The following is a 21,159-nucleotide window of genomic DNA, read 5'->3' on the forward strand; positions in this document are numbered from 1 at the left end:
CCATGACCGAGAACGCCCTCTTCCGCCGCAGGGTCGGCAGCGTCCGCCCCAGCCACCTGATGTTCACCAGCGGCGTCGGCGCCCTGGTCGATCTGCCCAACTTCTCCGTCCTGGTCAAGGGCCTGGACGACTGGAGCCACCAGAGCCTGCCCGAGGCCATGCCGATCAACGAGCCCCGGCTGCTGAAGGCCGTCCAGTGGAGCCTGCGCACCGAGAGCGTGCGCAGTCTCATGCCCGCGCCGTGGATGGAAGGGCTCGACAAGGACCCGAACGGCCCCGCCGCCCGCGTCGGCGTGCCCGTGGCGCCGTTCCCCAACTGGTTCCGGTGCACGGCCTGCAACGACCTCGGCGCGCTCGACTCGGGCGTCTTCGGCTTCGAGAACGGCAAGGCCCGCAAGCCGCACGAGGCCCGCTTCTTCCACGAGAAGTGCAAGCGGAAGAAGCCGCTCGCGGTGGCCGCGCGCTTCGTCCTGTCCTGCACCAACGGCCATCTCGACGAATTCCCGTACAGCCACTTCGTGCACCGCGGCGGCGACTGCCCCGTCGCCACCCACCCCCGGCTGCGCATGGACGACCGCGGCGGCAACCTCGGCGCCAACGTCGAGATCAAGTGCGTCAACTGCGAGGAGCGCCGCAACATCCGCGACGCCCAGGGCAAGCGCGGCGAGGAGAACCTGCCGCGCTGCCGCGGCCGGCACCCCCACCTGGGCATCTTCGACAAGGGCTGCGACCGCGCGCCCAAGATGCTCACCATCGGTGCGTCCAACCAGTGGTTCGCGCAGGGCCTGGCAGCGCTCGCCGTACCGCAGTCGGGCGCGAGCGCCCTCGGAGCCAAGGTCGAGCAGCACTGGGACAACATCGAGGACGTCCCGCGCGCGATGTACCACTGGGCCAGGGAGAACGCGCCCGTGTTCAAGGAGCTCGACAGGTGGACCGACGACGAGGTCGCCGAGGCGATCGAGGCGCACCGGGCCAGACTCGCCGGCGCCGGTGACCGCGACGAGAACACCAAGGGCCCCGTGGACCTGCGCACCCCCGAATGGGAGGTCTTCTCCGCCGCCAAGCTCCCCGACCCCAGCGACGACTTCACGCTCCGCCGCGACCTCGACGGCGTCCCCGGGCCGCTCAAGGACATCTACGCCGACGTCATCCAGGCCGAACGGCTTCGCGAGGTCCGCGCCCTGATCGGTTTCACCCGGCTCGACGCGCCCGATCCCGAGGACGCCGAACTGGTCCAGATGGTGCCACTCGCGCGTTCCAGCCCGTCCTGGGTCCCGGCCAGCGAGGTACGCGGCGAAGGCATCTTCCTCAAGCTGCCCGAGGACCTGCTCCAGGAGTGGGAGGGACGGATCGCCGGCTCCGGCGCGTTGCGCGCCCACCGCGAGGCGTACGGGCGCTACCGGGGCAACCGCTACTCCGAGCGGATCGCCAGCATGGCCGACTTCGACGTGATGGCGCACTGGCCCGGAGCCCGCTTCATCGCCCTGCACACCCTCTCGCACCTGCTGATCCGCACGATCTCGCTGGAATGCGGCTACAGCTCCGCCAGCCTGTCCGAACGCATCTACTCGGGCACCGAGAACGACCCGAACCGCAGCGGCATCCTCATCTACACCGCCGTACCCGACGCCGAGGGCACCCTCGGCGGCCTGGTCTCCCTGGCCGAGCCCGAACGACTCGTCCAGCTCACCCGCCGAGCCCTCGCCGACGCCCGGCACTGCTCGTCCGACCCCCTGTGCGCCGAACGGCTCCCGCACGCGCCCGCCGACTTCCTGCACGGCGCCGCCTGCCACGTCTGCCTGTTCGTGTCCGAGACGACCTGCGAGCGCGGCAACAAGTTCCTCGACCGGCGCTTCGTCGTCCCCATCGACGGCAGCGACCTCGCCCTGTACCCGGAGCTTCCGTGAACGAGCCGGCGGAACGCTTCGAAAAGGCCGCCGCCGAGCCCGCCCTGCGGCTGGGTCCCGCACGCCTGCGTACCCTCGCGGAACGGATCGAGCGCGGGCATGACCCACGCGACTGCGTGCCTGGCTTCGCGGCCGACGTCGCCGCCATCGTGGCCGCCTACAGCGGCGAGGACGACCTCCCGGACGCCGCCGTGGCCGCGTACTTACGCGGGCTCGCGACCGCGCTCGCCCACAGGCCGGTCCAGGTCGAATCGGTGTGGAGCGGCCCCACGAGCCATGCCGTACCGGTCCGTTCCACGGCTCAGGTCCTGACCCACCTCGTCGGCCAGGCAACCCGCGAGCTGCTCCTGATGACCTACTCGGCCCGCCCGTACGAGCCCCTCCGCGAAGCCCTCGCGGCCGCCGTGTCCCGCCGCGTCGTCGTACGGGTCGTCGTGGAGACGCTCCAGGGAGCCGGCAGCGCCCTCTCGGGCGACGAGCCCGCCGCCGCGTTCCACGGACTCGGCGTCGAACTGTGGCACTGGCCCGCCACCGGCCGCACCGGACGGATGCACGCCAAGATCGCCGTCGCCGACCGGCGCGAACTCCTGGTCTCCAGCGCCAACCTCACTCAGTCGGGCGTGCGCGACAACATCGAGGCCGGCCTGCTCGTCCACGGCGGCACCGCCCCCGAACGCGCCGCCGAGCACTTCGACGCGCTACGTTCGGCCGGGACCCTCGAACGGATGTGAGATGACGACCCTCGGCGGCCGCTACGACCTGGACCCCGTCCACATCGGCAAGGGCGGCATGGGCGAGGTCTGGGGCGCCGTCGACACCCGCCTGCGCCGCCGCGTCGCGGTCAAGCTCATCAGCTCGCCCGACCCCGAGCTGACCGGCCGGTTCCTGCGCGAATCCCGGCTCATCGCCCGGATGAACCACCCCGGCGTCCCGGCCCTGTACGACGCCGACGAGGCCGACGGCCGCCTCTACCTCGTCATGCAGCTCATCGACGGGATGTCGCTGGACGACCTGCTGGCCGAGCAGGACCCGCTCCCGATCGGCTGGGCCGCCGCCGTCGCCGCCCAGACCTGCGCCGTCCTCGACCAGGCCCACGGCCTGCTGCTGGTGCACCGCGACCTCAAGCCCAGCAACCTCATGATCGACCGGGACGGCGCCGTCAAGGTCCTGGACTTCGGCCTCGCCGTCGCCCTCGACTCCTCCGAGCGCTCCCGCTTCACCAGCTCGGGCCAGATGCTCGGCACCCTCGCGTACATGGCCCCCGAACAGGTCCAGGGCGCCGAACCCAGCGCTCTCAGCGACCTGTACTCCCTGGGCTGCGTCCTCTACCGCATGCTGAGCGGCCGCGACCCGTTCGCGGGCCCCACCCAGGCCTCGGTCATGCACGCCCAGATCTACCAGCACGCCACCCCCGTGAACCGCCTGCGCCCCGACGTCCCGCCCGGCCTGTCCGATCTGGTCCAGCGGCTCCTCGCCAAGCAGCCGTTCGACCGCCCGCCCTCCGCCCGCAAGGTGTACGACGCCCTGCTCCCGCACATCGGCGAACTCCCTGAACTCCCCGGAGCCGTACGCCCCGGGACCGGTGCCGTCCGCATGTACGCGGCGATCACGGGCCGTACCCTGGGCCCGCCCGTCCCCGCGCCCGCCGCCGCCACCGCGCCGCCCGCTGACGCCCCGTTCAGCCTCGGCGACGTCGCCCGAGCCCGCCGCCAGGCCGAACGCCTCACCCGCGACTCCCGCTACACCGAGGCCGCCGACGTTCTGGACAGCACCTACGCCCAAGCGGAGAAGGTCATGCCCGGCGACCACTCGGAGATGATCGGCCTCCGCCAGGACCTCGCCGACGTCCACTACAAGGCCGGCGAGTACTCCCAGGCAGCCTCCGCGTTCCGCGTTCTCGCCCAGGACCTGGCCGCCCACGAAGGCCCCGACGCCGAAACCGTCCTCGGCCTGCGCCTCCACGAGGCCAACAGCCTCGCCCTCAGCGGCCAGACCGACCGCGCCCTCACTCTCCTGGACGAACTGCTCCACGACCAGCTCCGCGTCTACGGCGAAACCGACGACCGCGTCCTGGACCTGCGCCGCCAGATCGGCCTCCTCCTCTACGGAGCCGACCACCGCGAGGAAGCCCTGCAGACCCTCCGCGACCTCCTGACGGACCTGCAACGCCTCAATGGCCCCGACCACCCGAAGGTCACCGACCTGACCAGACTCCTGGACCGCATGTGAGGAACCGACCTCACGAACCGTGAGCCGGCGAAATCGACGCGGCTCCTCCGGTACGCCTCTCGAAGGGAACCCATGCAGGCGCAGACGCTCAGCCCCGCGATGATCTTCGGCCACCATATTCGCTACGTCGTCCCGCTCTTCCAGCGGCCGTACGTGTGGATCCTCGAAGACCAGTGGCAGCCGCTGTGGGACGACGTTCGAGTGGTCGCCGAGAGGCTGCCGAACGCGCCGGTGGCGTATGGCGCCGAGCCGGTTCCTCCCCACTTTCTCGGCGCCATCGTCCTGGACCAGCAGATGAACCCGGCCGGATTCATCACCGTCCGGCATGTCATCGACGGCCAGCAGCGGCTCACCACTTTGCAACTGCTCCTGGACGCGGCCCAGAAGGTGGTCGAGGCCCATGGGGCGTCCATGGACGCCCAAGCGCTGCGGGTCCTGGTCCGCAATGATCCTCAGATCGCGCAGATCCCGGATGAGGTCTACAAGGTATGGCCGACGGACCGTGACCAGCCCGCTTTCCGGGTGGCCATGGACGATGACCCGGTCGTGCCGCCCGGCATGGTGACGGCCAGAATCGTCGAGGCGCACACCTTCTTCGTCCGGCAGATCGCCGAGTGGGCGGAGGTCGAAGGTGATCCCGACAAGGCGGCCGCCCGGCTCAAGACGCTCGTCCACGTCCTGCGTGACCATCTCAAACTCGTGGTCATCGATCTGGAGAAGGGCGACAACGCCCAGGTGATCTTCGAGACCCTCAACCACCGGGGGAGCCCGCTGCTGGCGGCCGATCTGGTCAAGAATTTGGTCTTCCAGATCGCCCAAGCACAGGACTCCGATGTCGAGGCCCTCTACAAAGAGCACTGGGCCCCGCTGGACAACGACTACTGGCGCCAGCCGATAGCCCAGGGCCGCCGGCTCCGCCCGCGCATCGATGTGTTCCTGAATTACTGGCTCACGATGAAGCTGCTCCGGGAGGTTCAGACCGACCGGGTGTTCAGCGAATTTCGCGACTACGTGCGCACCATGCAGCCGCAGATCCCGGACCTGCTGGCAGAACTGGCCTCCGATGCCAGGGTGTACGAGCAGATGGAGAAGCTGGACGCCGCCACTGTCGCGGGGACGTTCTACTACCGCGTCATCAAGGCGCTGAACTCCGCGGCCGTCGGACCGGTTCTCCTGTGGCTGTTGCGCTGGTCGGAAAAGGGCCTTCCCGCCGCGCAGTTGCACAAGGCACTCGGCGCCCTGGAGAGCTGGATGGTCCGCAGGGCCCTGTGCCGGCTCACCTCCAAGGACGTCAACCGCATGATCGTCGAGCTGCTGCGGGCGCTCGACAAGGCGGGGCCGGACTCCGCTGGTGAGGCGGTCGAGGAGATGCTGTCAGGGCAGCGCGCCGACTCCCGCTACTGGCCCGACGACGAGCATGTGCGCAGCCGCCTGGGTGATGAGCCGGTCTACAAGAATCTGACCCGCCCGCGGTTGCGCATGTTGCTCGAAGCGCTGGAGGACTCCTTGCGCGGCCCGTTCGGTGAGGGCGAGAGCTGTCCGAAGAACCTCACAGTGGAGCACGTCCTGCCTCAGGGCTGGCGGGAGCACTGGGGCGCCGGGATCGTGGGGAACCAGGTGGCGGAGCTCGAACGGGAGAAATCCGTTCATCTTCTGGGCAACCTCACGCTGGTCAACCAGAAACTGAACCCGGCGATGTCCAACCGGCCGTGGACGGGTCAGGAGGCCGCCGCCCGTGGCCTCGGAGACCAGGGCAAGCGTGATTACCTGCTGGGTCACAGCCAACTCCTGCTCAATGCCCAGCTGGTCGCCGGTCATCAGGAGCTGTGGAACGAGCAGAGCGTGCAGGCGCGCAGTGACGCCCTGATCGATCGCATCCTCTCGATCTGGCCTCGTCCGGGCGCGGGGACGCCTCCGGAGAACGCGCCGACGCTGACCAGCGAACCGCCGCCCGGCAACGATGTACTGAACCCCGCCGAGGTGCCGCACAACGGCAAGTACCTGCGACTGTGGCAGTGGCTGCTGGATCAGAGCCACGACAGCATCATGGTGACGTTCACGCAGGTCGAACAGATCATCGGCATGCCGCTGCCCCAGTCCGCGCGTGACCACCTCGCGCACTGGTACGGGTATGAGGGCACCGCTCTCGGACGGGCCATCCGTGACGCGGCCTGGCGCGCCCGGGAAGTGATGCTCACATCGGAAACGGTGATCTTCGTCCGCGATGACGCGGGGAACATCAAGGAGCCCGAAGTCTAGGCGGGTGGCGCCCCGTGACCGGCCAGGGGCATTCACGCGGATCAGGCGTGCGCCTGCATTCCTTGCCAGTGTTCACTGGGATTCATAGGAATCTGACAAGCGCCGGGCGCCCCGTCCGGCGGACACTATGCGCCATGAAACGCGCGATCGTCCGGGCGACGGCCCTTGGCTGCGCCGTGCTCGTCCTCTCGGTATCCGCACCGCCGGCGTCCGCCGCCGGCACCTGGCGCACTGTGCCCACGCCCTTCTTCTGGCCCAATTACGGCTTCAGTGACATCTCGGCCGAGGGGGCCGGCAGCGTCTGGATATCCGGAGTCCAGGGATCCTTCTGCATCCAGTGGATGCCCATGACCCCCTGCGTGGTGCACAGCGACGGCAACCCGGTCGTCCGGCGCTGGGACGGTACGCGCTGGCGGGAGTACCCGATCACCGGCTGGACCGGCCAGGGCCGGATGGGCGCGATCGAGTCCGGTGGTGGGCAGACCTGGGTCCAGGGTTTCGGCTTCGACATGCCGGACCAGCGCTACCTGGCGAGGTTCGACGGCCGCGCCTTCGTACCCGCCGCACCGCCGGCGGGCACGAACGCCGTAGCGCTGCTGCGTTCGAACCCGGCCGGGATGCGCATCGTCACCTGGACCGACGAGGGCAGGCACGCCGTCCACCGCCGTACCGGGGACACCTGGACGCGCGAGGAGCTTCCGGCCGACCTTCGCTGGGTCAACGACCTCCGGTTCCGTACGGCCACCGACGGCTGGGCCGTCGGCATGACCGAGCCGGCCCCCAACACCTACGGGGGCGAGGAGTACCCGGCGATCGCCCACTGGGACGGCACCTCCTGGACGAGCGTGCCGCCCCACATCGAGTCGGGCCGGGAGGAGCGGCTGGCCAGGGTCGCCCCGGTCGCGGCGGACGAGGTCTGGGCCACCACGCGGAAGTCCGTGGTGCGCTGGTACGGCGGCTCCTGGACCGTGGTGCCCTCACCTGGAGGTATCCGCCGGCCGCGCGACCTGGTCGTGGACGGCACGGGCACGCTCTGGCTGATCGCCGAGACGGATGCCGGCCCCAGCCTGATCTTCCGCCGCGAGGGCGATGCCTGGCAGCAGGTCACGATCCCGTCCATCACCTCCGTCACCAACCTGGCGGCCGTCCCCGGAACCGACACCCTCTGGGGCCTGGCCGGCAACGGCACCGCCCCCACCGTGATCACCACCGCTCCCTGACTGGGCCGGGCCGGTCGGCCCGCGGACCGGCAGGGATCCTCGACCGAGCGGGCCGGGAATCACCAGGAGGGCATGACCGCCTCGGGGTAGCGGGCTCCGGCCGCGCCCTGCGGCAGGATCTCCTGTACGCGCGCGAGATCCTCCTTCGTGAGCGTGATGCCGGCCGCCGCGGAGTTCTCGGCGACGCGCCGCGGATCGCGGGTGCCCGGGATCGGCACGATGTCATCGCCCTGGGCCAGCAGCCAGGCCAGTGCCAGCTGCGTGACCGTGATCCCCTTGATGCCGGCGAGCGCGGTCAGCTCCTCGATGGCGGCCAGATTCCGCTCGTAGTTGCCCGGCTGCCAGCGGTCGTCCCAGCTGCGCATGTCGTTCGCCGGGTACTCGGCGGCGGGCTTCACCGCGCCGGTGAGGAAGCCCCGGCCCAGCGGCGAGTACGGAACGAACCCGATGCCCAGCTCGCGTACCGCGGGCAGCACGTCGGCCTCCACGGCGCGCTCGAACACCGAGTACTCGGTCTGCAGCACCGACACCGGGTGGACGGCGTGGGCGCGCCGGATGACGTCGGGACCGGCCTCGCTGAGGCCGAAGTAGCGCACCTTGCCCTCGGCGATCAGCTCGCCGACCGTTCCCGCCACGTCCTCGATCGGCACGTCCGGATCGACGCGGTGCTGGTACAGCACGTCGATATGGCCGGTGCCGAGGTGGCGCAGGCTGTTGTCGGTGACCTCGCGGATGTGCTCGGGCCGGCTGTTCAGCGCCGATCCGGCCTTCCGCGGATCGCTCAGGTCGAAACCGAACTTGGTCGCGATCACGACGTCGTCGCGGAAGTCCCGCACGGCGCGGCCGAGCAACTGCTCGTTGCTGCCGGTTCCCATGCCGTACAGCTCGGCGGTGTCGAAGAAGGTGACGCCCAGCTCGTACGCCCGGCGGATGGTGGCGATGCCGCCGGGCTCGTCGGCGGCGCCGTACGCCATGGTCATGCCCATCGTGCCGAGGCCGATCGCCCCGACCCGCAGGCCCTGCGTGCCGAGCGAGCGCTTCGGCATCTGCTTGTCGTTTCCGGTCATGCCTCAACGCTAGAGGCGCGCTCACCGTGAGGAATGGGGCGGATGCCGCATAGAATTGCCTGATCCTCTCAGTCAGGGAGCCCTACGTGCCGGACTCGCTCGCCGCGGCCATCGGCCGGAACCGCGATGGCCTGTGGTCCGACAGCGCGGTGCCCCGCCTCACACTGGTCGCGCTCGACGAGCTCATCGCCCCCGTCGACCTGCTGTACGAGCCGATGATCTGCTTCATCGCCGATGGCGCCAAGCGCGTCATCACGGGCGATCGGAGCCGGCTGATCGGGCGGGGCGAGATGTACCTCAACTGGGTTGAGATGCCGGTTACCGCCGCGTTCGAGCGAGTGCCGTACCGCGCCGCGGTACTGCGGCTCGACGGCCGGGTGCTCGCCGAACTGCTGCTGAACCTGGACGGAACGGACCCGCGGACACCTCCCGCTCCCGCCGGACGGCACACCGCGCCCATGACGCCGGAACTCGTCGACGCGGTCACCCGGTGGGTGCGGCTGCTCGATGCCCCCGGCGACATCCGCCCGCTGGCGTCCGGCATCGAGGGCGAGATCCTCTACCGGCTGCTCGGCAGCCCGCTCGGCCATTTCCTGCACCGTTTCACCCTGGCCGACTCCGGCGTCGCGCGGGTACGCAGAGCGGCCGCGTGGATCTCCGCGCACTACACCGAGCCGCTCAGCGTCGAAGCGGTGGCGGCTGCGGCGCACATGAGCACCGCCACGCTGCACCGGCACTTCAAGGCCGCCACCGGCATGAGCCCGCTGCGCTTCCAGAAACACCTGCGTCTGCAGGAGGCGCGGCGTCGGCTGGTCGCCGGCGGCACCACGGCCGCACAGGTCGCGGAAGCGGTCGGCTATGCGAGCGCGACGCAGTTCAACCGTGAGTACCGGCGCGCCTACGGTCTCCCACCCGCCCAGGACGCCGCCCGCCTCCGCGGCCGCCGGGCCGTGGAAGCGCAGTAGGCCGGGCCGCTGCCAGCATGTGGAGTTGACCGATCGTCGCGGGGGTGGTGGGGTAGTCGCCGCGTCGCGTGGGCTCGGTGGGGAGAAGGCCGGGGCATGGAGGCGCCGGAACGCTTGGGACGGTCTTGGAACGATCTGATGGGCGCCTGGTGGCGTTCGGGAATCAGCTGATCGAAGTGCATCTCTGGTTGCGGGAGCAGTTGGACGCGTTGCGCGAGGACGTGGACGCCTACCTGGAGGGCGGGGTACGGCCACGGGAGTTGCGGGCGCACTGCCTGACCTTCTGCTCGGCGCTGGAGCGGCATCACAACGGCGAGGACGGCGGCGCGTTCGTCGTGCTCGGGGAGCGGTATCCGGAGCTGCGACCGGTGCTGGAGGAGTTGCGCCGGGATCACCGGCTGGTGGAGGAGTCGCTCCAGCGGCTGGAACAGGTGCTGGAGGCGATGGACCCCGTGACGGTACGGAGCGAGCTGGACGGCCTCGCGGCGCTGATGGAGACGCACTTCGTGTACGAGGAGAAGCGGATCGTCCAGGCGCTGAACGAGCTGGACGTGCCGGGCTGGGACGCTGCGACGCCGGAGTTCCTCGCCGCCGGTGACGGCTGACCGATACCCAATCTGGAACCTGTTCTATATCCTCCGGTCATGAGGTTCACCTATGTCGAGTCCATGACCGACCCGTCGTTCTACCTGCCGCTGGTCAAGGCGGCCGAGGAGGCGGGCTACGCGAGCTTCGCCGTCGCCGATTCGCTGGTCTATCCGCGCGAGTCGGACGCGACCTACCCGTACACCGCGGACGGCGGCCGGGAGTTCCTGGAGGGCAAGGACTTCATCGAGACGTTCACGCTGATCGCGGCCATGGGGGCGGTGACGTCCCGGATCCGGTTCACGCCGTTCGTGCTGAAGCTGCCGGTACGGCCGCCGGCGCTGGTCGCCAAGCAGGCGAGCTCCATCGCGTACATGACCGGCAACCGGCTCGGCCTCGGGGTCGGCGTGAGCCCGTGGCCCGAGGACTACACGGTGATGGGGGTGCCGTGGGAGCGGCGCGGCAAGCGGATGGACGAGGCCATCGAGGTCGTGCGCGGCCTGACGAGCGGTGAGTACTTCGAGTACCACGGCGAGTTCTTCGACCTGCCCGAGGTGAAGATGGCGCCGGCGCCGACCGAGCCGATCCCGATCCTGGTCGGCGGGCACAGCGAGCCGGCGCTGCGCCGGGCCGCCCGGCTCGGGGACGGGTGGATGCACGGCGGCGGCGAGGCCGAGGAGCTGGACCGGCTGCTGGGCCGGCTGGCCGCGCACCGGGCCGAGCAGGGCACCGCCGACCGTCCGTTCGAGGTGCACGCCATCTCCCTGGACGCGTACTCGGCGGACGGGGTGAAGCGGCTGGAGGACAAGGGCGTCACCGATGTGATCGTCGGCTTCCGGCTGCCGTACATCAAGGGCCCCGACACCGAGCCGCTGGCCAAGAAGATCGAGAACCTGGAGCGGTTCGCCGAGTCGGTGATCGCGAAGGCTTGACCGCAAACAAGAACACGTTACAGTTTGCGGCATGAACCCGGTCGATTGGGAAGCCCCGGACGGCGACCACCCCGCGCGCCGGGCAGCGCGCGCGTCGATGGTCGCCGCCGCCGGTGGAGCGAAAGCGGACTGGCTCGGGCTGTTCGCCCCGGACGCCGTCATCGAGGACCCCGTCGGCCCCTCGATGCTCGACCCGGAAGGGAAGGGGCATCGGGGGGCGGACGGGATCGAGCGGTTCTGGGACGAGAACATCGCCCGGGTGCGCACGTTCCACTTCCGCGTGACCGACTCGTTCGCCAACGGCCCGGCCTGCGCCAACGTCGTCACCATCACGACGACGATGGACGGCGGGATCACCATGACGATCGACTGCCTGACCGTCTACACGGTCGACGAGGCCGGTCTGGTCACCTCGTTCCGCGCCCACTGGGAGCCGGACCGGGCGATGGCCACGCTGACCAAGGGCTAGGGCGCGAGCGGGTGCTCGTGCGGGTGCGGTTCCCGTACGTTCGGCAGCCGCCTGCGCTCGCTGGCTCCGAAGGCGGCGAAGTTGTCGCGCGCCCTGGTGAGGCTGAGGCCGCGGTTGGGGCCGCCGCGCACGCTCCCGGCGTCGTGGTCGTCCTGGCCGTCGTCCTCCCAGAAGCACACCTGGCAGATCTCGTTGTATCCGCGCTGCTCGAGCGTGAGGTAACCGCAGCACGGGCAGGGGTACGGCCTCCCGCGGGGCGGCAGGCTCACATTGACGAACATGCGGACATCCTCGCAGTTCGCGGATCAGGTGGCAGTCCGTCCGGACGGGCATTGCCGCGCTCAGGATCTGGGCGGGTGCATCGCTCCCAGCAGCATCAGGACGAGTTCGTCGATGATCTGCTCCAGGGTCGCGTCGACCCAGCCGACGGTCCAGTCGTGGAGCAGGCCGTTGATGCCGCCGATGAACGCGGTGGCGGCGACGCGGTAGTCGCGGTCGGCCATCTCGCCGCGCTCGGCGGCCCGCGCGGCCTCGGCGCACAGGAAGTCGATCCAGCGCTTGCGGCGGACGAGTCGCTGCTGGTCCATCCGGGGACTGACGCCGATGATCTCGACGAAGGCGATCCGTACCCGGCGCGGGTCGGCGGTGATGTCGGTGGCGTACGCGCGGAACAGGGCGGTGGTGCGGTCGTGCAGCGGCAGGTCCTCGACGCCGGGCAGGCACGCCAGTACGGTCTGCTCGGCCCGGTCGTTGATCTGCAGGTGCAGCTCGGCGAGGAGGTCCTCCAGGGTGTGGAACTCCTCGTAGAACTGCCGGGTGGACAGCCCGGCGGCCTTGCTCAGCTCGGCGACCTTGGTGGCGCGGTATCCGGGGCCGGCGCCGAACAGCTCGAGCCCGGCGTCCAGGAACCGCCGCCGCCTTTCGGCCCGCCGTTCCGCCGCCGGCCTGCCGCCGTAACTGCCGGTCGGCTGCCTGAGCCTGCCCGCCATTCCGCCCCCCAGCTCGCGTCGGCACAGTTTCTCGCACGCGACTCTTGTGGCGTGCATCGCACTCCTGTTACTTTCCAGTAGCCAAAATCTGAATACCACTGTATTCGGAGTTGGCACCCCCGCCCCCCTGGGAGGTAGACGACCATGGCCCCCGTACGCAGGCGTGCCCGTACCAGCGCGGCCCTGAGCGCCGCGGCACTGATCGCCGTTTCGATCGGCGGTGCCGGCGCCGCCGACGCGGCCCCGCAGCTCCGCGCCGTGATGGCGATCGGCAACGGCCAGGGCGGCACCGTCAGCTTCATCGACACCGCCACCCTGAAGAACCTCGGCTCCATCAACGTCGTCCCGGACCTGCAGCAGCGCCTGGACGCGATGAACCCCGTGGAACGGATCGGCTACGAGGCCGTCAACGCGGCCCAGGGCTACCGCAAGCTCGTCGACGACATGGCCGTCTCCCCGGACGGGACCACGCTCTACATCTCGCGCGGCAACCTCGCCGACAGCGTCGCGTTCGACATCGCCTCCAAGAAGATGCTCTGGCGGCACAAGACCGAGGGCTTCAAGGCCGACCACGCCGCCCTGTCACCGGACGGCAAGCACTTCATCGTCTCGGCCACCACCGCGAGCAAGTCCCAGGTCATCGACACCGCCACCGGCAATAACGTGACCGCGTTCGGCACCGGAACCTATCCGCACGCCAACGACTACTCACCCGACGGAAAGATCCTCTACAACTCCAGCATCGGGATCACGTCGCTGCCCAAGGCACTGAACCTGCTCAAGGGCAGCAAGTCGGTCACCGCCGTGGACGCGCGGACGTACAAGCCGCTGCGCACCTACAACTTCGAGTACGGCATCCGGCCCGCCGCGTTCACCAGCGACAACAAGACCATGTACGCCCAGCTGTCCTACCTCAACGGCTTCGTGGAGTACGACCTGGCCGCCGGCAAGGTCACCCGTACCGTCCAGCTGCCGCTCAGCGACAAGGCCGCCGGGATGAAGCCCGACGACTACCCGCAGAACTCCGCGCACCACGGCATGGCCATGAACGGCGACCAGAGCAAGCTGTGCGTCGCCGGGACGATCAGCGACTACGTCTCCATCGTCTCCCGGCCCGGCCTGACCACGGACGGCACCGTGCGGTACGACACCGACGCCCTCCCGTACTGGACGCAGACCAGCGACAACGGCCGGCACTGCTTCGTCTCACTGGCCCAGAAGAACCAGATCTCCGTGGTCGACTACGCCACCGCCAGGGAGGTCGCGCGCATCCCCGTCGGCCACTTCCCCCAGCGCCAGCGCCCGGCCGGACTCACCCCGCAGGCCGTCGACTCCCTCGACCCCTCCAACGGCTGACCCGCCGGCGATCACGCGCCGATCGCGCCCGGCTGGCATTCCCGCAGTTCAGCCGGGTACGCGGTCGGCATGGACTTCGGATACACGCTGCTCTGCGAGCAGACACCGCCCAAGCAGCTCGTCACCGACCTGGTCGCGGCCGAGGAGCTGGGCTTCGACTACTCGGTCATCTCCGATCACTACTTCCCCTGGCTGGAGGAGCAGGGGCACTCCGCCTACGCCTGGTCGGTGCTCGGGGCGCTCGCCCAGGCCACCGACCGCATCCCGCTGATGACGTTCGTGACCTGCCCGATCATGCGCTACCACCCGGCCGTGGTGGCGCAGAAGGCCGCCACGATGGGGGTCCTGTCGGACGGCCGGTTCACGCTGGGCCTCGGCGCCGGCGAGAACCTCAACGAGCATGTCGTCGGGCGAGGCTGGCCCTCGGTGGACATCCGGCACGAGATGTTCGCCGAGGCCGTGGAGATCATCAAGAAGCTGTTCGGCGGCGGCTACGTCCACTACCGGGGACGCCACTACACGGTCGACTCGGCCAAGCTCTACGACCTGCCCGAGAACCCCGTCCCCATCGCGATGGCGGCCTTCGGCTCCCGCGCCGCGGAACTGGCCGCCGAACACGCCGACGCCCTCGTCTCCGACCAGCCCGTCCCCGAGGTGGTACGGCTCTTCGGTGAACGATCAGGCCAGGGCAAGCCGGTGTACGGGCAGATCCCGGTCTCGTACGGGACCGACGAGGAGGAAGCCGTTCAGAACGCCTACCGCCTGTGGAAGCACGGCACCACCGGTTGGAAGGTCATGGCCGAACTGCCAGGCCCGGTCAACTTCGAGGCCAGCGCCAAGACCGCCCGTCCCGAGGACGTCGCCGAAGCCGTCGTCTGCGGCGCCGACCTCGACCGTTACGCGCAGATGGTCCAGCAGTGGGCGGACGCCGGCTTCACGCACATCTCGTTCCTCCAGATCGGCCCGGACCGCCAGCGGAAGTTCCGCGACTGGGCCCGCTCCGATCTTCTGCCCGCACTCCGCGAGCGCTTCACCTGACCGTCCGGCCATCCCTGCTACGGAACGTGGGCGACGCCGCCGAAGCTCGTCATCGGCAGCCGCTTGCCGTGCCCGGGGGACGGCCAGTCGGTGACGTGGACCAGCCCAGGCTCTTCCAACGGCAGATCGCCGAACAATTCCGCGATCCGTGCCCGCGGCCGAAGCCGCAACGGCGACGGGACGTCGGTGAAGTACTGGCGGACCTTTTCCTTGATGGTCTCGGACAAATGGTCGGAGGAACCGCACGCGATGACCACCCGGCTGCCCGACGGGAGCGCCTCCACGTACCGCCGGACGAGGCCTGCGGGGTCGTCTTCGTCGGCCACGAAGTGCAGGACCGCCACGAAGAGCACGACCACCGGCCGGGAGAAGTCGAGAACCTTCCGCGTCCGGGGCGCGTCCAGGACGGCGGCCGGATCGCGAACGTCGGCGTGGACGTAGTCGATGGTGTCAGGGCCGGCGCCCAGCAGCGCACGGGCGTGGGACAGCACCATGGGATCACGGTCCACGTACACCACGCGCGCGTCGGGATTGGCCGCCTGGGCGACCTCGTGGACGTTCTCCCGCGTAGGCAGGCCGCTTCCGAGGTCAAGGAACTGGTCATGCCCCTGCTTGGTCAGGGACCTGACCGTACGGACGAGGAACCGCCGGTTCTCCACCGCGACCTCGCCCATCTCGGGCGCCACGGCCAGGATCTGATCGGCGGCCATACGGTCGACGTCGTAGTTGTCCTTGCCGCCCAGCATGTAGTCGTGGACGCGGGCGGCCGAAGGCTGTTCGACGTCGATGTCCGCGGGGGCCTGCGGGTCAGGAGACATGGGGCGATGCTGGCACAGTCCCGTGCGACCGCCCGCAAACCCGAGCAAACGTGGCCGAATAGTCACGTGACAGCAAACCGCCGCGCCGTTACCGCGACATGTAGTCGTAGCGCTCCGGTGCAGAGCTGATGAAGACATCGCCGTCGCGGACCTGCCATTCGAACTGACCGTCCACTTCGTGGAAGGCGAGGAAGAGCCCGCACACATGGTCGTTGTCCTCGTTGGCGGAGAGAGCCGCGACCTTGCGAATCTGGGCAAGGACCTCGTCGGCATGCTGTGCGCGGACGGCGCGGGCATAGCAGGCTGCGTCGAGCCATCCGCCCTCGGGGAAGGACCAGCCTTCGCCGTTGTCGAGGATGATGCGTTTCGCCTCGGCCTTCTGACCGGAGAACTCCAACCAGCCACGGATGTAGACCCAAGTGCCCATCCCTTGAGCATGCGGCATCGGCGGTGGCGCGGGCACACAACGGAGGTCCCGTCTCCGGGTGTGGCGTGGGGACTCCGCACGGCTGCTGAACGATCTCGACCGGCGGCTCTCCGGCGGCGAGGCGCCGGGCGACACCGACGTGAACGCCACCGGAGACGGCCGTGCCGAGGCACGGGCGCGGCCGCGTTCTCCCCGGCTCCTCCTGACTGGTCTTCCATCCGGGCCACGTAGCCTTTGTTGCAGACAAGGGAAAGGAGTTACTGATGGCGCCGAAGCAGCCCAAGACCGAGCTCGACGCTCGCTACAGTGCCGCGCTCAACCCGCGCCCGGGCGCGGAGGACGTCACCGCCACCGACTGGGCCGAGGCCCAGCGCCAGATGCGGGCCGCCGAGGTCTTCTGGATCACCACGGTCCGGCCGGACGGCCGGCTGCACGTCACGCCGCTGATCGCCGCCTGGCACGACGGGGCGCTGCACTTCAGCACCGGGCTGGGCGAGCAGAAGGCGACGAACCTGGCCGGCAACGCCCACTGCGTACTCACCACAGGGCGCAACTCGCTCTCCGAAGGTCTCGACATCGTGATCGAGGGAACGGCGGAGCGGGTGACCGATCCGGCGCGGCAGGACGAGGTCATCGCCGCGTTCGAGGCACAGTACGGGGACCACATCACCTCGCCGGAGGGGACCTTCTACGGCTTCGGCGACAGCATCCGCAAGGGGAACGACCTGCTGTTCGCGGTGGCACCCGGCACGGCGTACGGCTTCGGGCACGACGGCCAAGTGTTCAGCCACACCCGCTACACCTTCTAGCGGGCCTGCGCATCGGTGTCGTCGAGGTCCGGTGCGGCGTTCAGCGGGCCCGGCGCCGTGCAGATGGGAAAGTGCGAAGGTCGCATCCGCTCAACGGAAGAGAGCCCTCGGCATGGCCGTCATCCATCGAACCGACCTCAAGCCGACCAAGCTGGAACTGCTGGCCTCCTGGCTCCCCTCCCGACCGTGGTATCTCGGCGGCGCGGGCGGACCGGACTTGGCCAAGGCCGGAGGATTCCGGCTGGACGACCCGCACGGCGAGGTCGGGATCGAGTTCATGGTGGTCACCGATACCTCCGGCACTCGGCCGACCACCTACCTGGTGCCGCTCGCCTATCGCGGTGCCCCGCTCGATGGGGCGGAGCACGCCCTGGTCGGCACCATGGAACACGGGGTGCTGGGGCGGCGCTGGGCCTACGACGGCTGCCACGACCCGGTTCTGGTCGCCCAGTTGCTGGCCCTGATCGAGGGTCGGGTCCAGGCCCAGGACCAGAACATCAGCGACACCCCCGATCGAGAAGTCACCCGCTCCTACATCGGTGACGGCCTCGCCTCCACGGACTTCACCACCGCCACCGACGACCAAGAGGGCACTGAGCTGCCTCTACCGCATGGTGAGGCCCTCCGCTTGCACCGGGTCCTGCGTCCCGCCCCGGACAACAAGCCCGTTCTGTCATCCGAAGCCACAGGCCACGTCGCCGGTTCCTGGCACATGCCGGATGGCACCCGCGCGTACGGAATGTTCGCCGTCCTGGGGCACCAGGCTGCCACCCCTGACGATCGTCACCGTACGGGCTGAGCTTCCCAAAGCCAGAGGCCCCCGCCGGAGGCAACTTCGCCGAATCTTTGAGGCCGTGGCGAACGCGCTTCCTCCTCGTGATGCCCGAGTGTTCAGACGGCGTCTTGCGCTGCTCGACGCTCAGTGGTGAGCGCGTCGCGTACCCGTGACAGCCGTCTGCCAGGCGGGCGAGCTCGGCTGGCGGCTTTCGCGCGGTCGCCTTCGGCCCGCCGAAGTGCGCCCACGCCTCACGCCCGCCCCGGTGTCGCCGGGCCGAGGGGCGCGTCGCCGAAGGTAATCCCGGGGATGCCCGCCGAGGCAGACAGACGTTCCGTGCCTACGTGGAAGGGAAGTGGCTGCCGAACCATCGGATGGAGGCCGGCACGCGTCAGGACGACGTCTACGCGATCGACGCGCACATTGCCCGCACCGAACCACCGCCGGCTCCCGCCTCAAAGGGGGAGCGGCAGAACACGAGGGCGAAACGCCGTGGCAGAGCCTCGTCGCCCGCTTGGTGGAGGTGGCGCAGGAGGTGAGGGCCTGAGCCGCTCGCGGCGGGTTCACCACCAAGCTCCACCTGAGCGCGGATGGCCGCTGCCGTCCTCTGTCTCTGATCGTCACACCGGGACAGCGGGCGGACCGCACTCAGTTCAAGCCCGTGCTGGAAAGGATTCCCGCCCCGCGGCGGACGGCCACCCGGCTTCGACGAAGAGCGGTACAAAAACGCAACACTGTCGAGCGAGCCATCAACCGACTTGAAACAACACCGGACGGTGGGCACTCGCTACGACAAGCGCCGCTACGTCTACCTGGGCACCATCACCGCAGCAGCCCTCGTCATCTGGCTCCGCACGTGATCACCGAATCGCCCTGGAAGTCGGCATGTACATTGTCTCGTCGTGATCGGAAGTGTGGGCCGGCGAGTCGTCGCCGACAGGTATGTACTCGCCGACCGACTGGGCAGCGGCGGGATGGGCACGGTGTGGCGTGCCTGGGACCATCTGTTGCAGCGGACGGTGGCCGTCAAGGAACTCCACGTCGTCGGCGGTGGGTACGAGCAGCAGGCGGCGATGCGGCGGGTGCTGTCGGAGGCCCGGGCGATCGCCCGGGTGGCGCACGCGCATGTGATCGACATCTACGATCTGGTGGAGTTCGACGGCGGTCTGTGGATCGTCATGGAACTGGTGCCAGGTGGCTCGCTGAGCGAAAAAGTGCGATCGAACGGGCTCCTGTCACCAGTGGAGGTGGCCCGCGTCGGCCTGGAGGTCCTGTCCGCGTTGAACGCGGTCCACGCGGCCGGTGCGCTGCACCGTGACGTGAAACCGGCCAACGTGCTCCTGCGCGAGGACGGCAGCAGCGTGCTCACCGACTTCGGGATCGCCGCCCTGTCCGGTCAGACAGGTGTCACCGGCACGGGGGGCGTGGTCGGATCGGCCGAGTACATGGCCCCGGAACGCCTGCGCGATCAACCCGTCGGACCGGCCAGCGATTTGTTCTCCCTCGGCGTCACCCTGTGTTTCCTCGCCTCCGGTCAGACTCCCTTCGCCCGCGGGGACCTCACGGCCACTTCGTTCGCCGTCGCCTTCGAACCGCCCTCCGTCCACGTCCAGGGCCCGCTGGGCGACGTCATCGAGCAGTTGCTGGACAAGGACCCGGCCAAGCGCCCGTCCGGAGCACACCTCGCGGACGCGCTGCAGTCGATCGTTGACGGCGCTCCCCGAACAGTGCAGGCGACACTGCGGCAGCCGGTGCCGCCCGCACGTGCGAACCGGCGCCGCACGGCGATCACGGGGATGATCGCCGTGCTGGTGCTCCTCGGCGGAGCGGGCGTGACCGCATACGTCGCCGGAGACGACCCCGGTTCTGGTTCGCCCGACCAGCCCGGGCAGACGTCCACCGGTGCCCATGCAGGCTCGCGTGTGGATGCGGTGATGCCGGTTCCGGGTGTGCGGGGCAGGTTCTGGGTGTTCTCCGGCGGCGAGTACATGGTCGTCGAGACAGGCGCGGACCCGGCGTCTGCGGGGCGGGTGAGCGGGCCCGCGCCGATCGCGCAGTGGCGCAAGACGTTCGGCGGACTGGACCGTTTTACGAACAGGATCGACGCGGTCCTGCCGGTTCCCGGCGACGATCATCGCTTCTGGGTCTTCTCGGGCGACCAGTACCTGCTCGTTCACACTGCGGGCGACCGTTCCGGCAAGGGCCGCCTCCAAGAACCACGCCCCCTCACCGACTGGAGCAACAGCATCGGAGGGACCCCGGGCTTCTCGCATCGTGTGGATGCGGTGATGCCGGTTCCGGGTGTGCGGGGCAGGTTCTGGGTGTTCTCCGGCGGCGAGTACATGGTCGTCGAGACAGGCGCGGACCCGGCGTCGGCGCGGCGGGTGAGCGGGCCCGGCCCGATCGCGCAGTGGCGCAAGACGTTCGGCGGACTGGACCGCTTTACGAACAGGATCGACGCGGTCCTGCCGGTTCCCGGCGATGACCATCGCTTCTGGGTCTTCTCGGGCGACCAGTACCTGCTCGTCCACACCGCGGGCGACCGATCCGGCAAGGGCCGCCTCCAAGAACCACGCCCCCTCACCGACTGGCCGTCAATGAGGCCATTCCGAACGGAGTGAACCAGCCAGGTCCTGGCCTGCCTGACCGGCATGGCGACCGACAAGCCGATCGCCTGGGAGATCATCGCCCAGCAGTACGACCAGATGGTCAAGTACGCCACCGCCCTGCGCCTGGGGACGGCCGAGGCCGAGCAGGTGCTGCGCCGCTTCACCCGCGGCGGCCCCAAGCACCCCACCTACAAGGTCATCGAGGAACTCGGCAAGGCGGTCAAGAGCGTGTTCGTCGCCGAGTACATCGCCTCCGAGGCGCTGCGCCGCGAGATCCACGAGGGCCTGCAGGTCGTGGAGAACTGGAACTCCGCCCAGCACCGACCTGTTTTACGGCAGCGCCGGCACCATCCCCGGCAGCGACAAGGAGCACCAGGAGGTCTCCATGCTCTGCCTGCACCTGCTCCAGTCCGCGCTGGTGTTCATCAACACCCTGCTCATCAAGTCCGTCCTGAAGGCCCCGCCTGGCAGCAGAAGATGACCGACGCCGACAAGCGTGGACTGTCCGCGCTGTTCTGGTCCAACGCCAACCTCTACGGCACGATCGACATCGACATGGGCCGACGCCTCGACCTCGCGGCCTGTTCCCTTCCTGCCCCTTCGGTCAGGCTGGTCGAGGGGAGGGGACGTTCTGGTCGGGCAGCAGATCAGCAAATGCGGTCCGGACGGCGGCCCGGCTCACCTCGTGCGCACGCGCTAGCGCCG

Annotated in this window: 20 protein-coding genes and 1 pseudogene; 16 read left to right on the plus strand and 5 right to left on the minus strand. The window is 69.5% G+C overall.

Annotated elements, in window-relative coordinates; all coding sequences use genetic code 11:
- Window positions 1-2 precede the first annotated feature (2 nt).
- The 5 genes from drmB (at window position 3) to ACH34Q_RS32260 (ending at window position 7,615) form a co-directional block, all read left to right on the plus strand.
- Entirely contained in the window at window positions 3-1,907 is a 1,905-nt protein-coding gene (gene drmB, locus ACH34Q_RS32240; RefSeq protein ID WP_395986893.1) for a DrmB family protein, read from the plus strand.
- The gene (gene drmC / locus ACH34Q_RS32245; protein ID WP_395986894.1) at window positions 1,904-2,638 is read left to right on the plus strand and encodes a DISARM system phospholipase D-like protein DrmC; all 735 of its coding nucleotides are present in this window, start codon (window positions 1,904-1,906) and stop codon (window positions 2,636-2,638) included. Before drmB ends, drmC begins: the two co-directional genes overlap by 4 nt.
- A gap of 1 nt (window position 2,639) precedes the next feature.
- Window positions 2,640-4,136: a protein kinase gene (locus ACH34Q_RS32250; protein WP_395986895.1), complete on the plus strand. Its 1,497-nt coding sequence runs from the start codon at window positions 2,640-2,642 to the stop codon at window positions 4,134-4,136.
- A gap of 72 nt (window positions 4,137-4,208) precedes the next feature.
- Window positions 4,209-6,395, plus strand: coding sequence for a DUF262 domain-containing protein (locus tag ACH34Q_RS32255; RefSeq protein ID WP_395986896.1), 2,187 nt, complete (start codon window positions 4,209-4,211; stop codon window positions 6,393-6,395).
- Window positions 6,396-6,529: 134 nt separating this feature from the next.
- Window positions 6,530-7,615 (plus strand): hypothetical protein, encoded by a 1,086-nt coding sequence (locus tag ACH34Q_RS32260; RefSeq protein ID WP_395986897.1) that lies wholly within the window; start codon window positions 6,530-6,532, stop codon window positions 7,613-7,615.
- 59 nt (window positions 7,616-7,674) lie between these two features.
- Here the strand turns inward: ACH34Q_RS32260 and ACH34Q_RS32265 are convergent, their stop codons facing one another.
- Complete coding sequence (locus ACH34Q_RS32265; protein WP_395986898.1) at window positions 7,675-8,682, minus strand: aldo/keto reductase; 1,008 nt, start codon at window positions 8,680-8,682, stop codon at window positions 7,675-7,677.
- An 86-nt stretch (window positions 8,683-8,768) separates the two neighbouring features.
- On the opposite strand from ACH34Q_RS32265, the gene ACH34Q_RS32270 reads away from it, so the two are divergent.
- From ACH34Q_RS32270 to ACH34Q_RS32285, 4 genes are all read left to right on the plus strand, one after another.
- The gene (locus tag ACH34Q_RS32270; protein ID WP_395986899.1) at window positions 8,769-9,647 is read left to right on the plus strand and encodes an AraC family transcriptional regulator N-terminal domain-containing protein; all 879 of its coding nucleotides are present in this window, start codon (window positions 8,769-8,771) and stop codon (window positions 9,645-9,647) included.
- A gap of 149 nt (window positions 9,648-9,796) precedes the next feature.
- Window positions 9,797-10,252, plus strand: coding sequence for a hemerythrin domain-containing protein (locus tag ACH34Q_RS32275; RefSeq protein ID WP_395986900.1), 456 nt, complete (start codon window positions 9,797-9,799; stop codon window positions 10,250-10,252).
- Between the two features lie 39 nt (window positions 10,253-10,291).
- On the plus strand, window positions 10,292-11,164 hold the full coding sequence (locus tag ACH34Q_RS32280) for a TIGR03619 family F420-dependent LLM class oxidoreductase (protein ID WP_395986901.1): 873 nt from the start codon (window positions 10,292-10,294) through the stop codon (window positions 11,162-11,164).
- 31 nt (window positions 11,165-11,195) lie between these two features.
- Window positions 11,196-11,633 (plus strand): nuclear transport factor 2 family protein, encoded by a 438-nt coding sequence (locus ACH34Q_RS32285; RefSeq protein ID WP_395986902.1) that lies wholly within the window; start codon window positions 11,196-11,198, stop codon window positions 11,631-11,633.
- On the opposite strand, the gene ACH34Q_RS32290 is transcribed toward ACH34Q_RS32285, so the two are convergent.
- Together ACH34Q_RS32290 and ACH34Q_RS32295 are read right to left on the minus strand one after the other, a co-directional pair.
- Window positions 11,630-11,914: a CPCC family cysteine-rich protein gene (locus ACH34Q_RS32290; protein ID WP_395986903.1), complete on the minus strand. Its 285-nt coding sequence runs from the start codon at window positions 11,912-11,914 to the stop codon at window positions 11,630-11,632. The two genes, ACH34Q_RS32285 and ACH34Q_RS32290, sit on opposite strands and share 4 nt — an antisense overlap.
- Before the next feature lie 60 nt (window positions 11,915-11,974).
- Window positions 11,975-12,679, minus strand: coding sequence for a TetR/AcrR family transcriptional regulator (locus ACH34Q_RS32295; RefSeq protein ID WP_395986904.1), 705 nt, complete (start codon window positions 12,677-12,679; stop codon window positions 11,975-11,977).
- 87 nt (window positions 12,680-12,766) lie between these two features.
- Here ACH34Q_RS32295 and ACH34Q_RS32300 point away from each other — a divergent pair, with 87 nt between their 5' ends.
- Window positions 12,767-13,978, plus strand: a complete 1,212-nt coding sequence (locus ACH34Q_RS32300) for a YncE family protein (RefSeq protein WP_395986905.1) — start codon at window positions 12,767-12,769, stop codon at window positions 13,976-13,978.
- Between the two features lie 69 nt (window positions 13,979-14,047).
- Window positions 14,048-15,016 carry a TIGR03557 family F420-dependent LLM class oxidoreductase gene (locus ACH34Q_RS32305; protein ID WP_395986906.1) on the plus strand — a complete coding sequence of 323 codons (969 nt, stop codon included), beginning with the start codon at window positions 14,048-14,050 and terminating at the stop codon, window positions 15,014-15,016.
- Window positions 15,017-15,033: 17 nt separating this feature from the next.
- Here the strand turns inward: ACH34Q_RS32305 and ACH34Q_RS32310 are convergent, their stop codons facing one another.
- Together ACH34Q_RS32310 and ACH34Q_RS32315 are read right to left on the minus strand one after the other, a co-directional pair.
- On the minus strand, window positions 15,034-15,834 hold the full coding sequence (locus ACH34Q_RS32310; RefSeq protein ID WP_395986907.1) for an SAM-dependent methyltransferase: 801 nt from the start codon (window positions 15,832-15,834) through the stop codon (window positions 15,034-15,036).
- Window positions 15,835-15,922: 88 nt separating this feature from the next.
- Window positions 15,923-16,261, minus strand: a complete 339-nt coding sequence (locus ACH34Q_RS32315; protein ID WP_395986908.1) for a hypothetical protein — start codon at window positions 16,259-16,261, stop codon at window positions 15,923-15,925.
- A 263-nt stretch (window positions 16,262-16,524) separates the two neighbouring features.
- On the opposite strand from ACH34Q_RS32315, the gene ACH34Q_RS32320 reads away from it, so the two are divergent.
- From ACH34Q_RS32320 to ACH34Q_RS32340, 5 genes and pseudogenes are all read left to right on the plus strand, one after another.
- On the plus strand, window positions 16,525-17,070 hold the full coding sequence (locus tag ACH34Q_RS32320) for a pyridoxamine 5'-phosphate oxidase family protein (RefSeq protein WP_395986909.1): 546 nt from the start codon (window positions 16,525-16,527) through the stop codon (window positions 17,068-17,070).
- Window positions 17,071-17,182: 112 nt separating this feature from the next.
- Window positions 17,183-17,869, plus strand: a complete 687-nt coding sequence (locus ACH34Q_RS32325; protein WP_395986910.1) for a 1,4-alpha-glucan branching protein — start codon at window positions 17,183-17,185, stop codon at window positions 17,867-17,869.
- 878 nt (window positions 17,870-18,747) lie between these two features.
- Entirely contained in the window at window positions 18,748-20,466 is a 1,719-nt protein-coding gene (locus ACH34Q_RS32330; RefSeq protein WP_395986911.1) for a protein kinase, read from the plus strand.
- 30 nt (window positions 20,467-20,496) lie between these two features.
- A pseudogene (locus ACH34Q_RS32335) lies at window positions 20,497-20,766 on the plus strand (Tn3 family transposase); the annotation flags it as partial.
- Between the two features lie 73 nt (window positions 20,767-20,839).
- Entirely contained in the window at window positions 20,840-20,935 is a 96-nt protein-coding gene (locus ACH34Q_RS32340; protein WP_395986929.1) for a hypothetical protein, read from the plus strand.
- The last annotated feature ends 224 nt before the right edge of the window (window positions 20,936-21,159 follow it).

Source organism: Actinomadura sp. 9N407, from assembly GCF_044326315.1.
Taxonomy (GTDB): Bacteria; Actinomycetota; Actinomycetes; order Streptosporangiales; family Streptosporangiaceae; genus Spirillospora.